Consider the following 13,758-nt stretch of genomic DNA (forward strand, 5'->3'; position numbering starts at 1 on the left):
AGCCCGACCGCGCCGTCGCCGATCACGGTCACCGAGCTGCCCCGGGTGACGCCGCCGCGCACGGCTGCATGCCAGCCGGTGCCGTACACGTCGGACAGCGTGAGCAGCGACGCGAGCAGGTCGTCGGGCGCATTCTCGTCCACGGGAACCTTCACGAGAGTCCCGTCGGCGAGCGGCACCCGCACTGCTTGCGCTTGACCGCCGGCCGCACCGAGTTCAGCGTCGTTCCAGAATCCGCCCCGCAGGCAGGACGTCTGCAGGCCGGCGCGGCAGAAAACACATTCGCCGCAGGAGATGGCGAACGGAGCGATGACGAAGTCGCCCGCGGACACCGTCGTCACGTCGGCGCCGACCTCCTCGACCACACCGATGAACTCGTGCCCCATCGTGGAGCCCGCGGGATCTGACGCCATCGAATGGTAGGGATGCAGATCGCTGCCGCACACGCACGAGCGGACGACGCGCACCAGCGCATCGCCGGGGAGTTCGAGCTTCGGGTCGGGGACATCGATGACGCGGACGTCGCCCGCGCCGTACATCAGGGTTGCCTTCATGATGTTCAGTCCACCGCTCGCAGGTCACGTGCGGGAGTGCCGGATGTTCCGGGTACCGCCAGTACCTCCCTGGACGGCAGCGCGGTGCCTACCCTGAGGTCATGGGCACCACCGACCTCCGCACCCAGATCCGCGAGTTCCTCAGCTCGCGGCGTGCGCGCATCACCCCAGATCAGGCGGGCCTTCCCGCGTACGGCGGCAACCGTCGGGTGCAGGGTCTGCGACGCGAGGAGGTCGCGATGCTCGCCGGGGTGTCCGTCGACTACTACGTCCGGATGGAACGCGGGAACCTTGGCGGCGCCTCCGACAGCGTGTTGAATGCGCTCGCCGGCGCACTACACCTCGACGAGGCCGAACAGGACCACCTCTTTGCGCTGGCGCGCCAATCACAGGCGTCGAGCGCGACGCGACGCCGGCGCAGCGAACCGGCCACCGTGCGGCCGGTACTCCAGCAGATACTCGACGCGATCACCGACGCCCCTGCCTGGATTCGCAACGGCCGCCACGACGTCCTGGCAATGAATCAGCTTGCCCGAGCACTGTATTCACCCGTCCTCGCCGATGCCCGACGCCCCGCCAATACCACCCGCTTCGTGTATCTCAATCCCGTTGCCGCCCAAGAGCTCTTCGTCGACTACGACCAGATCGCTCGCGACGCGGCGGCGATGCTCCGGTTGGAAGCCGGACAGAATCCGCACGACAAGGCGCTCATCGAACTCGTCGGCGAACTGTGCACCCAGAGCGAATTGTTCCGGCAGCGGTGGGCATCACAAGATGTCCGATTCCATCGCAGCGGCCGAAAGCGGCTGCGGCACCCGGCCGTCGGCCAGCTCGACCTGGACTACGAGAGCCTCGAGCTGCCCTCGGAGCCCGGACTTCGGCTCAACATCTACACCGCCCAACCCGGTACCCCCGCCGCAGACGGGCTCAAACTGCTCGCATCCTGGGCGGCAAGTCAAGAAGACCTCGCAACCGAACTGCGCGTGCGGTGACCGGTCGCGTCACTCGTCCCGCCGCTCATCCACGACGAACAGCACGAGCGTGACGGCCAGGAATGCCGCGGGCACCCAGGCGGCGTGACCGCCCCACGCCTCCGTGGCGAACGCGCCGATGACCGCACCGCCGGCGAAGATGCCCACCACGCCCAGGTAGACCTGAAATGCGTGACGCGACTCCGATTTTCGTTCGACCAGCGTGCCGTAACCCGCCTCCACCAGACGCATCAGGTTGCCCGTCGTCGCCACCGACACATAGTTCAGATCACCTATGCTGCGGAACAATTCGATCTGCATCGCCGCCAGGAAACTGATCGGAATGGTCGCGATCCAGTGCGGAGCAGAGGTCGGGATGAAGCCGACGACGAGCAAGATAATCGCCAGCAAACCGATCGTCATGCGGATCGGATAGGCCAGCACACCGTCGAGCCGGCCCTGCTTCACATGCACCGCGAACGCGACACCGACCACGAACGCGAGGATCGGCCACAGGTGCCCGAGCGCCTGATGCCAATGTTGCTGCGCGAGATTCAGACCGAGAAAGATCACGTTGCCGGTCTGCGCGTTGGCGAACACACCACCGCGCGCAAGAAACGTATAGCTGTCCAAGAATCCACTGGCGCACGTGAGTAGCAGCGCGAAACGCAGCGACGTGGAGGTCGTCATGTTGCACATACTGCAGCATCGACACTGCTCGCATGCGCCACTGTGCGAGAGTGAGGAACGTGGCACCTCCAGAGGACATCTACACCCATGGGCACAGCGCCGTCGTCGTGAGCAGCCACGCGGCCCGCACCGCGGCCAACTCCGCCGCATACCTCTTGCCGTTCCTGCGCCCAGGACTCGACCTGCTCGACGTCGGCTGCGGGCCCGGCAGTATCACGATCGACCTGGCTGCCCTCGTCGCGCCCGGCCGGGTACGTGGTGTCGACGTCACCGACGACCCGCTGCCACAGGCCCGTGCGGCTGCCGCCGACCGCGGACTGGACATCGACTTCGGGGTCGACGACGCCTACGCGCTGTCCGACGCCGACGACAGCTACGACGTCACGCATGCACATCAGGTGCTGCAACACTTGTCCGATCCGGTTGGCGCACTACGGGAGATGCGGCGCGTGACCCGGCCGGGCGGCGTGGTCGCCGTCCGCGACGCCGACTACGACGCGTTCACGTGGTGGCCCGGCGATGAGCGGCTCGATCGTTGGCTCGAGATCTACCGCGCGGTGGCCAAGGGCAACGACGCCGAACCGGATGCAGGGCGACGCCTGCTCGGTTGGGCGCATGAGGCCGGCTTCACCGAGGTCACACCGTCGGCCTCGGTGTGGTGCTATGCGACCCCCGACGACCGCGCGTCGTGGGGTGGCATGTGGGCCAAGCGAATTCACTCCGCGATCGGACGAATGGCGATGGAGCGGGGCCTGGCAGATCAATCCGACCTGGCCGCCATCGCCCAGGGTTGGCTGGATTGGGCCGCCCACCCCGACGGCTGGATCGTCATCCCGCACGGCGAGATCGTCGCGCACGCGTGAATCACCCGTGTAGCGTCGCGAGCGTCGAATCATGTCGGGTGAAGTGGGGGCGAGAATGGCGAAGATCGTGTTGTTCGGGGCGACCGGATACACCGGGCGGCTCACCGCCGCCGCATTGAAGGCACGCGGTGCGCAAACCGTGCTCGCGGCGCGCAACAAGGCCACGCTCGCTGCGCTGGCCGATGAACTCGGGGGCGCCGAGACCGCCGTCGCAGATGTCTCCGACCCGGCATCGGTGCGTGCACTGCTGAGTCGCGGCGATGTCCTCATCAGCACCGTCGGACCGTTCCTGCGGTACGGACAACCGGCGCTCGACGCAGCACTCGACGCGGGCGCGCACTACCTCGACTCGACCGGTGAGGGGCCGTTCATCCGCGGGGTCTTCGATCGTGACGAGCAGGCCCGTGACGCCGGCGTCGGGCTGCTCAGCGCCTTCGGCTTCGACTTCGTGCCCGGCAACCTGGCGGCGGGCCTCGCGCTCGACAACGCACCCGACGCGGTCCGCGCGGAAGTCTGCTACGGCGTCGTCAACCCCGGGACCAGCGGCGGAACCCAGGCGTCGATTGCGGGCATGCTGTTCGAAGAAGGCTTCGCCCTGCGCGACGGGCACCTGCGCCCGGCCAACCTCGGGGCTCGTGTCCGCAACTTCGAGATCGACGGCAAGTCGCGCACCGCGGCATCGCTGCCGGGGTCGGAGCATCTGACGCTGGTGCGGTCGTACCCGCAGCTCCGTGACGTCGACGTCTACATGAGCGCCGCACCCAACGCCGCCCGAGGACTCCAGTTCGGCGCACGACTCACGGGGCTCGCCGGGAAGGTCGGCGTGCTGAAGAAGGCCGGCAACGCAGTGGTGTCGCGGGCGGTCCGCGGATCGACCGGCGGACCCAGCCCCGAACAACGAGCCCGGGCATCGAGCTGGGTGGTCGCCGAGGCCGTCGACGCCGGCGGGAATGTGGTCGCCACCAGCACACTCTCCGGCGTCGACCCCTACGACTTCACCGCCGCAATGCTCGCCTGGGGAGCCGACACCACACTGGCGGGCGGCCTGAGAACCACGGGTGCGCTGGGACCAGTTGAAGCGTTCGGTCTGCCGGAACTCACCGCCGGTGCGGCCGAGGCGGGTCTCAAGCAGGCCTGACCCACGTACTACCGTGTGTGGGTATCACTCGACTGGGAGGTTTCACTGTGCAGAAGATCGGCGTCATCGGCGGAGGCACGATGGGGGCGGGTATCGCGGAGGTGTGCGCCAAGGCCGGCAGCGATGTCGTGATCCTCGAGGTCAAGCAGGAGTACGCCGACGCAGCGCGCCAGCGGGTGGAGAAGTCCCTGGCCAAGGCGGTCGCCAAGAACAAGCTCAGCCAGGACGACGCCGACGCCACGCTCGGCCGACTGCGGGTGACCACCGACTACGCCGACCTCGGCGACCGCGAACTGGTCATCGAGGCGGCGCCGGAGATCGAGTCGCTCAAGCAGGAGATCTTCACCCAGCTCGACGCCGTCGTCGGCGACGACACCATCCTGGCCACCAACACGTCGTCGATCCCGGTCATCAAGGTCGCCACCGCGACCAAGCGGCCCGAGCGCGTGGTCGGCGTCCACTTCTTCAATCCGGTCCCGGTGATGCCGCTGGTCGAGATCATCTCCACCCTGGTCACCACCGACGAGACCGCCGACGCCGTCACCTCCTATGTGAAGGACACGCTCGGCAAGACCGCGGTGCGGGCGGGCGACCGGTCCGGCTTCATCGTCAACGCCCTGCTCATCCCCTACCTGTGTCAGGCCATCCGCATGCTCGATTCCGGCTACGCGTCGGCCGAGGACATCGACGCCGCGATGAAGGGCGGCTGCGGCTACCCGATGGGCCCGCTCACCCTGATCGACACGATCGGCCTCGATATCACCCTCGCCGCCGCCGAATCCCTGTACGCAGAGTTCGCCGAACCGCACCTCGCCCCGCCCGCCCTCTTGCGCCGCATGGTCGACGCCGGACAACTCGGCCGCAAGAGCGGGCGGGGTTTCTACAGCTACTGAGACCTGGCCACCTACTGGGCGGCGCGCACCGGCGCGTTCTTCAACTCACGCAACGCGGTTCGGAGCCCGCGCCGCTTGCCGGTCGCCGGGTCGACGCCGAAGTGGGTCTGCACACCCTCGCGCACCGCGAACCGCAACTCGGACGCGGTCTCGGGGGCGTCGTCGGAACTGGCCTTCAGCAATGCGTTGGGCAGAGCCAGCTTCAGGATCGTCCGGAACGACTGGAAGTACTGGTGCACAATCGAACCCGTGGTGTAGGGGAGATCGTACTTGTCGCACAACTCGCGCACACGCACGCCGATCTCCTCGTACCGGTTGCTCGGCAGGTCCGGGAACAGGTGGTGTTCGATCTGGTGACTGAGGTTGCCGCTCATGAATCGCATGAGCAGGCCGGCCCGAAAGTTGGCCGATCCCAACATCTGTCGTAGGTACCAGCGCGCCTGATCCTCGTGGTCGTACTCCTCGACGGTGAACTTCTCCGCGCCGTCGGGGAAATGCCCGCAGAAGATGACCATGTACGCCCAGTAGTTGCGCACGATGTTCGCGGTGAAGTTCGCCGCGATCGTGCTCTTCCAGTTGGGCCCCGACAGCGCCGGGAAGATGAGGTAGTCCTTGGCCGCCTGCTTGCCGACCTTCTGCCCGATGATCCGCAGATCCTTGGCGGCCTGCCGGTAGGTCTTCTCCTTGTTGCGCAGCTTCTCCGTCTCCAGATGGTGCAGTGCCACACCGTATTCGAAGAACGTACCCAGGGTCAGGTTGTAGATCGGATTCCCGATGTTCCACCACTCCCACGGCTGATCGCGGGTCACGCGCAGGATGCCGTAGCCCACGTCGTCGTCCATCCCCACGACATTGGTGTATTTGTGGTGCACGAAATTGTGGGAGTGCTTCCACTGCACGCTCGGGCACGTGGTGTCCCACTCCCAGGACGACGAGTGGATCTCGGGATCGTTCATCCAGTCCCACTGGCCATGCATCACATTGTGGCCAAGTTCCATGTTCTCGATGATCTTCGCGAGCGAGAGCATCGCGGTTCCCAAGAGCCATGCGGGTTTTCGGTTGCTGAACAGCAACGCCACCCGTCCGCCGGCCGCGAGGCCGCGCTGTATCGAAATGGCGCGCCGGATGTAACGCGCGTCGGCCTCGCCTCTGGATTCCTCGATGTCGCGTCGAATCGCATCGAGTTCGGCGCCCAGCGCCTCGACGTCGGCGTCGGTCAGATGGGCGTACTGGTCGATGTCGGTGATGGCCATCGAACCCCCTACAGATCGATCGTGCATTCTCCGGACACGGCGCTGATGCATGTCTGGATTCGGTCACCCTCGCGGTGCTCGTTACCGTTGCGCAGGTCGCGCACATAACCGGTGGCGAGCGGCACCACGCAGGTCTGGCATATCCCCATCCGGCATCCGAAGGGCATGGTGATGCCGAGCTCCTCGCCTGCTTCAAGGAGCGTTGTGGCGCCATCGATCTCGGCGCTCTTACCAGTCTTGGCGAACGTCACCGTCCCGCCCTCGCCACCGTGATCGGTGCGGGCGATGGCGAACCGTTCGATGTGGAGTGCCTCTCGGCGGTCGGCCTTCTCGAAATGGTCCTCGATCGCGTCGAGCATGGCAACCGGACCGCACGCCCAGCAGGCCCGCTCGCGCCAGTCCGGGACTTCCGCGTCGAGTGCGGCGACGTCGAACTTCCCTTCTTCGCGGGTCAACCGGAACTGCACACTGTACGTCGGCATCTCGTCGTGCAGCTTCTCGAGTTCGTCGCGAAAGATGACGTCGTCGCGGGTCGGTGCGGAGTGGATGTGCACGATGTCGGCGCGTTGGCCGTGCGTACGGATCGATCGAAGCATGGCCATCACCGGCGTGATACCACTGCCCGCGGTGAGGAACAGAATCGAGTCGGGCAGCGGCTCCGGCAGGTGGAAGTCACCCTTCGGCGCGGCCAGCCGGATGATCGTGCCCGGCGAGACACCCTCGACGAGGTGGCTCGACAGGAAACCGTCCGGGTTGGCCTTCACCGTGATGGTGATCATCTTGTCGACGTCGCTGCCGATCGACGTCAGCGAGTACGACCGCCAATGCCACCGACCCTCTACCTGCAGGCCGATGCCGACGTACTGCCCCGGCTTATACGAATCCGGGAATCCCCAGCCGGTGCGAATACTCACCGTCGCCGTGTCCTCGGTCTCCCGCACCACCTCGACGACCCGTCCGCGCAGCTCTCGCGCCGACCACAGTGGGTTGATCAGGTGCAGGTAGTCGTCGGGCAACAGCGGTGTCGTCGCCCGCGCGATCAACCCCCGCACAATATTCACTTCGGGGGACTTGGCCTCGACATCGGCTGCCGGGCGCTTACTCCATCTGAGTAGATCCATCAGGTCTCCTCCCGCCCTTCAGTGAACAACTGTACACACAGTATGTGGGCGCCGTCACATCGAGTCGATCTGCCTGTGTTATACCCCCGTGACCATCGGTCGCGATCCCGTTTCAACCGGATTCGCAGACTGCCGCCGTGCCCGGCCCCGCTCTTAGCGTCAAAGCATGCGAGTAATGGTCACCGGTGCCACCGGATATGTGGGCTCACGCCTGGTCTGCGAACTCATCGACGCGGGTCACGAGGTCGTCGCGGTCAGCCGCAGCCGACGATCCCTGCGTCGCTTCTGCTGGGCCGACGACGTCACTGGCGTGGAGATGGACGCCACCGATGCCGAGTCGGTACGCGATGCCTTCACCGACGCCGGATCGGTCGACGCCGTCTACTACCTCGTCCACGGTATCGGCGGACAGGGTTTCGACGACGTCGACGTACGGTCCGCCGGTCATGTCGCCGACGCCGCACGTGATCGTGGGGTGCCGCGCATCGTGTATCTCGGCGGTTTCGTACCGCCGGGCGAACGGGGCGCCCTGTCGTCGCACCTGCGCAGCCGAGCCGAAGTCGGTGAAACTCTTGGTGTTCCGGGTGGACCGGAGCTCGTGTGGCTGCGCGCGGCGGTGATCCTCGGCGCCGGTTCGACATCGTTCGAGATCATCCGGTATGTCGCCGACCGACTCGCGGTGATCCCGGAGCCGGAATGGGTCAACAACGCCATGGACCCGATCTCGGTGCGCGACGTGCTGCACTATCTCGTGGCATCGCTCGCACCCGACGTGCCACCCGGCATCTACGACATCAGCGGCCCCGACGTCGGGTTGAGTTATCGTTCGGTCCTCAGCGCCTACCTCGCCGAGATCAAGCAGCCACGCCTGCGAGTTCGCCTGCCACACATCAATACTCGACTCGCCGGCATGGTCACCGGGCGGATCGTGCCCGTTCCGACCGGCCTGACCGCCGACCTGGTCACCTCCCTGAGCCAACCCATGGCCGCCGGTGAACGGCACATCCGGGATCTGGTGCCCGATCCACCAAACGGCCTGACCTCCATGCAGGACGCGGTGGCCGCGTCGGTGCACACGCCCTATCCGCGGCCCATCTGCGATCTCACCGATCCGCACCACCTGGCCGACTCCGACCCCGACTGGGCCGGCGGAGATCTGATGCGAGCACGACGCCGCGTGGGCTCGATCGTCGACTCGGCGACACACCGAGTCCGAAACGTGGTATCCCTGCTGACAGGATGACTTCTTCGCGCACACTGCTCAACCGGCTCGGCTCCCCCGCACCGGGCACGGTCGTCGACGGCCCGGACGCTCTGCGGCGTCGACGACTCGTGGTCGCGGTGTTCCTGGTCGTCGGCGCCATTGTCTTGGGCTTCTCGCTGACGTCCGAGCCGGGGGATGCCTCTTTCTACCCGCTGACCGCCGTGCTCGCCGCCACCTGGATTGTCGGCGGATTCTCGTCTGGCCCGATTCGTCTGGGGCGCTTCGCTTTCAGTGACCCGCGATCCGTCGGCGCTGCCGCCGTCCTGGGCACAGCCGCCGGGTTGCTGGTGGGTTCGGCGTTTCTGGTGGGTGCCCTCATCACCCGCGAGATCCCCGCGCTGGCCGATCTGGTGTCACAGGTCCTCGCGTTGCGCGACGAGGGCAGCATCATCGTCATCACCGTCATCACACTTGGCAACGGACTGGCCGAGGAGATCTTCTTCCGTGGCGCCGTGTATTCGGCTGCAGAGCAGCATCATCCGGTGGTCGTGTCGACGGTCCTCTACGTCATCGCCACCCTTGCCAGCGGAAATCCGATGCTCGGCTTCGCCGCCATCATCCTCGGCGCCGTGTGCGCGGTCCTGCGCAGGTGCACCGACGGTGTCCTGGCGCCGATCTGCTGCCACGTGGTGTGGGGTGCGATCGTGCTGTTCGGTCTCCCTCCCCTGTTCTGAAAGCGCTCACGAACCGCGCAGTTCCCGCCGAAGCATCTTGCCGGTTGCCGTCTTCGGGATCTCCGCAAGCACCACCACCTCGCGTGGCGCCTTGTACGCCGCCAGCCGCTCGCGCGCGAACTCGATCAGTTCCGGTCCGGTGGCCGACGAACCCGGCCGCAACGACACGAACGCCTTCACCGTCTCGCCCCGATAGGCGTCGGGCACTCCGATGACGGCCGCCTCACGAACCGAAGGATGTTCGTAGAGCACATCTTCTACCTCGCGCGGCCACACCTTGAAGCCACTCGCGTTGATCTGGTCCTTCTTTCGGTCGACGATGTAGAACCAGCCGTCGCCATCCCGGTACCCGACGTCGCCGGTGTGCAGCGCGCCATTCGGGAGGGCCGACGCGGTGGCCTCCGGCTTGCGCCAATAGCCGGAAACCACCTGTGGTCCTTCGATCACCAGCTCGCCGACCTCACCGGTCGGCACCTCGGAACCGGCCTCGCTACATACCCGAACAACCGTGTCGTACACCGGAACACCCACCGACAGCGCCCCGGACTCGTGATCCACGGGGGCGCTCGCGCCGAACGGCACCGCAAGTGCAGGTGAGGTGGTCTCGGTCAGGCCGTAGATGTTGTGGATGACCGAGCCGAACCTGTCCAAGAACTCCTCGACGATACTCGGCGGGATCGGCGCCCCACCGGAGTAGATCTTGGTCAGCGAACCGAGAGCGTCCCTGGATGCGTTGGGTGCGTTCATGATCGCGATGAACACCGTGATCGACCCGACCGTGAACGTCGCCCGGTGACGCTCGATGGCCGCCACCGCACCCTCGGGATCGAACCGACACATCAGCACCAACGGGGCACCGGTCAGCAACGCGACACCCACGTGCCCGACGATGCCGGTGATGTGGAACAGGGGTGCGACACCCAGGATGACGTCGGCGCTGTCGAGTCCGACCCAGTCCCGGTAGGTCTGGGCGTTGAACACCAGGTTCCGGTGCGTGGTCATCGCACCCTTCGGCGGACCGGTGGTACCCGAGGTATAGGTGAGCAACGCGGCGTCCCCGGGGCGCGGACGATGGGCCGGAGGGCGTCGACCTCCGTTGTCTCGCAACAGGGCGGCCATACTCTTCGTCGGCGATTCGGCGCACACCGCTGTTGTTTCCGATGTCCGGAACTCGATGTCCGAAGTCGTGATCACCAGCATCACCGGCACGTTCTCGAGTACCCGCGCAGCAACGTCGTCATAGAGCGAGTCGAGCGCGATCAATACGCGCGCACCGGAATCGAGCAGGATCTCCTCGAGTTCGCGCGCCTTGTACATGGGATTGGCCGAGACCGCTATGCCGCCGGCCTTCCAGATGCCGAGTTGAGCGATGACGAACTGCGGAACGTTCTGCATGTACACGACGGCCCGATCCCCGTGCTCGAAACCGGCGTCGAGCAGACCCACCGCGAACGCGTCGCTGAGTTCGTCGACCTCCCGGACGCTCAACGAGGCATCGAAGTACCGAATGAGGTCGTCCTCCGGACTCCTCGCGACGGTGGCCTCGAACATGTCAAGGGCACTGTCGAATTCGATCCGGCGACCCGGTATTGCCTTCACATTCTCAACTGTCACTATCAGTTACCTCCGCGAGACTAGACTTCATCGGGTGTTACCCACCCGGACCGACGACAACGGCATCAGCGTGCTCGACGGGCTGCCCGAACGTCACGTCCGCGCCATCCTGCACGTTCTTGAACGCTGTGCGGGCATCACCGAATCCGCGGCCTTCCGGACGGCGGTGGTCGAGTCGATCATGTCCTCGTTCGGGATCCGCGACGTGACCTTCTTCGCCGGGACCTCGTTCGACGCGGCGTTCGCCGACCCCGATCCACTGCTCACCGGCGCCACCGCAGGCCTGCTGGACGAGTACCAGGCGCGGTGGCACGACAAGGACATCTTCGCCACGGCCGACGCGCGACGCGCGCTGACCCGCGACGGCTTCGTCCAACTCGACGACTTCGCGACACTGCCTGCGCCACAACACTCCTACGTCGTCGACTACCTTCTGCCCCACGGGATGACGGTCGCGTCGGCGATGCACCTCAAGACGCGCAGCGGCGACGCGCTGGTCGGGATGTTCGACTCCGAACGCATCCTCGACGCCGACGACGTGGTTGCCGTCCGATTCCTCGGCCGGCAATTGCAGGCGCACGCCTCCGGTATCGATTTCACTGCGACCGGCGGCACCGTCGCAGATCTGCTCTCGCCGCGCCAGTTCGAAGCCGCTCTGCTCATCGCCGAGGGCCTGAGCAACGCCGAGATCGCACAGGTCATGTCGGTGACCGAACAGTCCGTCAAGAAGTACACCAGCCGGATATTCGCCGCGACCGGCTGCACCAATCGCGCCGGCCTCACCGCACGGCTCCTGCGCGAGATGCGCGCCTGACGCCGCTATCGCCCCGATCACGACTGCAGCGAGTGAAACCCGGAGCGGTAGAACACCAGTGGTGATCGCTCGTCACCCACCGACAGCCCCACCACCTGGCCCACCACCAGGTCGTGGTCGCCGAGACGCTGCACCGAATGGATCTCGCAGTCGATGAGGGCCGCAGCGTCTTTGACCCAGGGCGTCCCGAATTCGCTGACCGTCCAGTCGATGTCGCCGAACTTGTCGCCACCCGACCGCGCGAAGGCGCGGCAGGCGTCGACCTGGTGATGGCCGAGGACGTTCGCGCAGAACCTGCCGGTGGCGGCGATCTGCGGGAAGGTCGACGAGGTGTGCGCCACGAATGCCGCCACCAGCGGCGGGTTGAGCGACACCGAGGTGAAGGATCCGACGGCGAGTCCGAGCGGTGCGTCGTCGTCGGACATCGAGGTGAGAACTGCGACGCCGGTGCAGAAGCGGCTCAACACCTCTCGGTACTGACGGCCGTCGATCATCGCGGTGTCCTCCGGTGTGGTTGTAATCATGAGGCACCCTTTCCGGCGAGTTCCGCCTGGTACTTGTTGGTCATGTGCTCGACGGCTTTGCGATGCTCGGCGGCCTGCCCTTCCCGCACCGCTTCGGCCCGCTCGGCTGCGTCGATCATCGGCTGCGCCTGGCCCTGGAAGAACGGCATCACGTCGAGGGCGAACAGCTCGTAGGACCGCAGTGTCGCAGCGGGATTCGCCCAGTCGTGTCCCTGGATCAGCAACGTGCCGAAGCCGCCGGACTGATCGACGAGTCGCTGCACCTGCTCACGCGCTTGCTCGGCCGTGCCGATGACACCGATCCCGGACGTGTTGATGAAGTCGATCATCTCGGTCTTGTCGGTGCCGCGCACATCCATCTGCGGGAAGGCTGCGACGTGCTGCAAGTAGTTGAACCAGTGCTCGATACCGTGCTCCACGTCGCGATAGGCCTGCTCCACCGTCTCGGCGATGTGGAACGGCCCCACGAGACGCCACTGCGAACGGTCGACCTCGTCGCTGCGGCCGGCCTGCGCGGCGAACTCCTCGAGCATGCCCCAATGATGTTGCAGTGCACTGAATCCGTCGGCCGTCAAGGTCGCCGCGATCGACAGTAGACCGACGCCGTTGCGGCCGGCGAGCCGGGCACCGGTCGGCGACGCGATCGCCGCGACGGCAACGTCGAACAACGGGTCCGAGTACGGCGCCATCTGGATGCGTGCGTCGTAGAGCTCGTGCGTGCGCGTCTTGGCGCTGACGGTCTCACCACGCAGCAATCTCATGATGATGTCGGTGTTCTCCGCCAGCAGTTCACGCGTGTCGATCTGCGAGAGCCCCAACATCGCTGCGTCGGTCGGCAACGATCCCGGGCCGAGCCCGAACATGACTCGGCCGCGAGTCAGGTGATCCAGCATCACCATCCGCTCCGCCGCCCACAGCGGGTTGTGGTACGACACCGAGGTCACGCCCGTCCCCAACTTGATGCGTGAGGTCCGCTCGCCGGCCGCAGCGATCATGATCTCCGGCGAGGCATAGATCTCCGAGCCCGCCGAATGGTGCTCACCGAACCACGCCTCGTCGTACCCGAGTTCCTCGAGGCGGGTCACCATCTCGAGGTCACGCTGCAGAAGCAGGGTCGGATTCTGTCCGGGCTTGTGGATCGGCGCCAGGAACGTACCGAACTTCAGCCTGCCGGTCCCCGATGCCCTTGTTGTCGATGCCACCATGTCGTTCTCCTTCTCGAGTGGCGCGAGTGGTCTCCGCGCCTGTCGAGCCCCACGCTATGGCGCAGGTCACATCGGCAATAGTCCTCGAAAGTGGTCAGTTTGTCGCCGGCCAACGGCACCCGTTCTCGCGGATCACGTAGTGGACCACGTAGCCCTCCCGCTGTGTGCGCTGCGACAACG

Annotated in this window: 14 protein-coding genes; 7 read left to right on the forward strand and 7 right to left on the reverse strand. The window is 66.1% G+C overall.

The genetic code is table 11. The features are described from left to right. On the reverse strand, nt 1-554 hold a 554-nt coding region (locus ABZW74_RS12635), incomplete at its 3' end, for an alcohol dehydrogenase catalytic domain-containing protein (RefSeq protein ID WP_355276590.1). 101 nt (nt 555-655) lie between these two features. Here ABZW74_RS12635 and ABZW74_RS12640 point away from each other — a divergent pair. Further along, complete coding sequence (locus ABZW74_RS12640) at nt 656-1,546, forward strand: helix-turn-helix transcriptional regulator (protein WP_355276592.1); 891 nt, start codon at nt 656-658, stop codon at nt 1,544-1,546. A 9-nt stretch (nt 1,547-1,555) separates the two neighbouring features. Here ABZW74_RS12640 and ABZW74_RS12645 read toward each other — a convergent pair whose 3' ends face one another. Then, entirely contained in the window at nt 1,556-2,224 is a 669-nt protein-coding gene (locus ABZW74_RS12645) for a YoaK family protein (RefSeq protein ID WP_240861434.1), read from the reverse strand. 23 nt (nt 2,225-2,247) lie between these two features. Between ABZW74_RS12645 and ABZW74_RS12650 the strand changes: the two genes are divergently transcribed. The 3 genes from ABZW74_RS12650 to ABZW74_RS12660 are packed head-to-tail and all read left to right on the forward strand — an operon-like array spanning nt 2,248 to nt 5,109. Then, nucleotides 2,248-3,078, forward strand: a complete 831-nt coding sequence (locus ABZW74_RS12650; protein WP_355276594.1) for a methyltransferase domain-containing protein — start codon at nt 2,248-2,250, stop codon at nt 3,076-3,078. Nucleotides 3,079-3,109: 31 nt separating this feature from the next. Then, a complete protein-coding gene (locus ABZW74_RS12655) occupies nt 3,110-4,216 on the forward strand; it encodes a saccharopine dehydrogenase NADP-binding domain-containing protein (RefSeq protein WP_355276596.1) in 1,107 nt (368 codons plus the stop codon). A gap of 47 nt (nt 4,217-4,263) precedes the next feature. Continuing rightward, nucleotides 4,264-5,109: a 3-hydroxybutyryl-CoA dehydrogenase gene (locus ABZW74_RS12660; protein ID WP_355276598.1), complete on the forward strand. Its 846-nt coding sequence runs from the start codon at nt 4,264-4,266 to the stop codon at nt 5,107-5,109. Nucleotides 5,110-5,120: 11 nt separating this feature from the next. On the opposite strand, the gene ABZW74_RS12665 is transcribed toward ABZW74_RS12660, so the two are convergent. Next, on the reverse strand, nt 5,121-6,362 hold the full coding sequence (locus ABZW74_RS12665) for a fatty acid desaturase (RefSeq protein ID WP_240861450.1): 1,242 nt from the start codon (nt 6,360-6,362) through the stop codon (nt 5,121-5,123). 8 nt (nt 6,363-6,370) lie between these two features. Beyond that, on the reverse strand, nt 6,371-7,483 hold the full coding sequence (locus ABZW74_RS12670) for a ferredoxin reductase (RefSeq protein WP_240861452.1): 1,113 nt from the start codon (nt 7,481-7,483) through the stop codon (nt 6,371-6,373). A 166-nt stretch (nt 7,484-7,649) separates the two neighbouring features. Here ABZW74_RS12670 and ABZW74_RS12675 point away from each other — a divergent pair, with 166 nt between their 5' ends. After that, nucleotides 7,650-8,726 (forward strand): NAD(P)H-binding protein, encoded by a 1,077-nt coding sequence (locus ABZW74_RS12675; protein ID WP_355276601.1) that lies wholly within the window; start codon nt 7,650-7,652, stop codon nt 8,724-8,726. Next, complete coding sequence (locus ABZW74_RS12680; RefSeq protein WP_240861456.1) at nt 8,723-9,421, forward strand: type II CAAX endopeptidase family protein; 699 nt, start codon at nt 8,723-8,725, stop codon at nt 9,419-9,421. Before ABZW74_RS12675 ends, ABZW74_RS12680 begins: the two co-directional genes overlap by 4 nt. Before the next feature lie 6 nt (nt 9,422-9,427). On the opposite strand, the gene ABZW74_RS12685 is transcribed toward ABZW74_RS12680, so the two are convergent. Further along, nucleotides 9,428-11,035, reverse strand: a complete 1,608-nt coding sequence (locus ABZW74_RS12685; protein WP_355276603.1) for an AMP-binding protein — start codon at nt 11,033-11,035, stop codon at nt 9,428-9,430. A 34-nt stretch (nt 11,036-11,069) separates the two neighbouring features. Between ABZW74_RS12685 and ABZW74_RS12690 the strand changes: the two genes are divergently transcribed. Beyond that, the gene (locus ABZW74_RS12690) at nt 11,070-11,849 is read left to right on the forward strand and encodes a helix-turn-helix transcriptional regulator (protein WP_355276605.1); all 780 of its coding nucleotides are present in this window, start codon (nt 11,070-11,072) and stop codon (nt 11,847-11,849) included. A 17-nt stretch (nt 11,850-11,866) separates the two neighbouring features. On the opposite strand, the gene ABZW74_RS12695 is transcribed toward ABZW74_RS12690, so the two are convergent. Beyond that, the gene (locus ABZW74_RS12695) at nt 11,867-12,373 is read right to left on the reverse strand and encodes a flavin reductase family protein (protein WP_355276607.1); all 507 of its coding nucleotides are present in this window, start codon (nt 12,371-12,373) and stop codon (nt 11,867-11,869) included. Next, complete coding sequence (locus tag ABZW74_RS12700) at nt 12,370-13,578, reverse strand: LLM class flavin-dependent oxidoreductase (RefSeq protein ID WP_355276609.1); 1,209 nt, start codon at nt 13,576-13,578, stop codon at nt 12,370-12,372. Before ABZW74_RS12700 ends, ABZW74_RS12695 begins: the two co-directional genes overlap by 4 nt. Nucleotides 13,579-13,758: the final 180 nt, after the last annotated feature.

It is taken from the genome of Gordonia sp. NPDC003585, assembly GCF_040610755.1.
GTDB lineage: Bacteria > Actinomycetota > Actinomycetes > Mycobacteriales > Mycobacteriaceae > Gordonia.

Excerpts from the sequence above, each read along its gene's own strand:
- ABZW74_RS12640 (WP_355276592.1), top strand. The coding sequence starts at position 656 with ATGGGCACCACCGACCTCCGCACCCAGATCCGCGAGTTCCTCAGCTCG.
- ABZW74_RS12645 (WP_240861434.1), bottom strand. The coding sequence starts at position 2,224 with ATGTGCAACATGACGACCTCCACGTCGCTGCGTTTCGCGCTGCTACTC.
- ABZW74_RS12650 (WP_355276594.1), top strand. The coding sequence starts at position 2,248 with ATGCGCCACTGTGCGAGAGTGAGGAACGTGGCACCTCCAGAGGACATC.
- ABZW74_RS12655 (WP_355276596.1), top strand. The coding sequence starts at position 3,110 with ATGTCGGGTGAAGTGGGGGCGAGAATGGCGAAGATCGTGTTGTTCGGG.
- ABZW74_RS12665 (WP_240861450.1), bottom strand. The coding sequence starts at position 6,362 with ATGGCCATCACCGACATCGACCAGTACGCCCATCTGACCGACGCCGAC.
- ABZW74_RS12670 (WP_240861452.1), bottom strand. The coding sequence starts at position 7,483 with ATGGATCTACTCAGATGGAGTAAGCGCCCGGCAGCCGATGTCGAGGCC.
- ABZW74_RS12675 (WP_355276601.1), top strand. The coding sequence starts at position 7,650 with ATGCGAGTAATGGTCACCGGTGCCACCGGATATGTGGGCTCACGCCTG.
- ABZW74_RS12680 (WP_240861456.1), top strand. The coding sequence starts at position 8,723 with ATGACTTCTTCGCGCACACTGCTCAACCGGCTCGGCTCCCCCGCACCG.
- ABZW74_RS12695 (WP_355276607.1), bottom strand. The coding sequence starts at position 12,373 with ATGATTACAACCACACCGGAGGACACCGCGATGATCGACGGCCGTCAG.
- ABZW74_RS12700 (WP_355276609.1), bottom strand. The coding sequence starts at position 13,578 with ATGGTGGCATCGACAACAAGGGCATCGGGGACCGGCAGGCTGAAGTTC.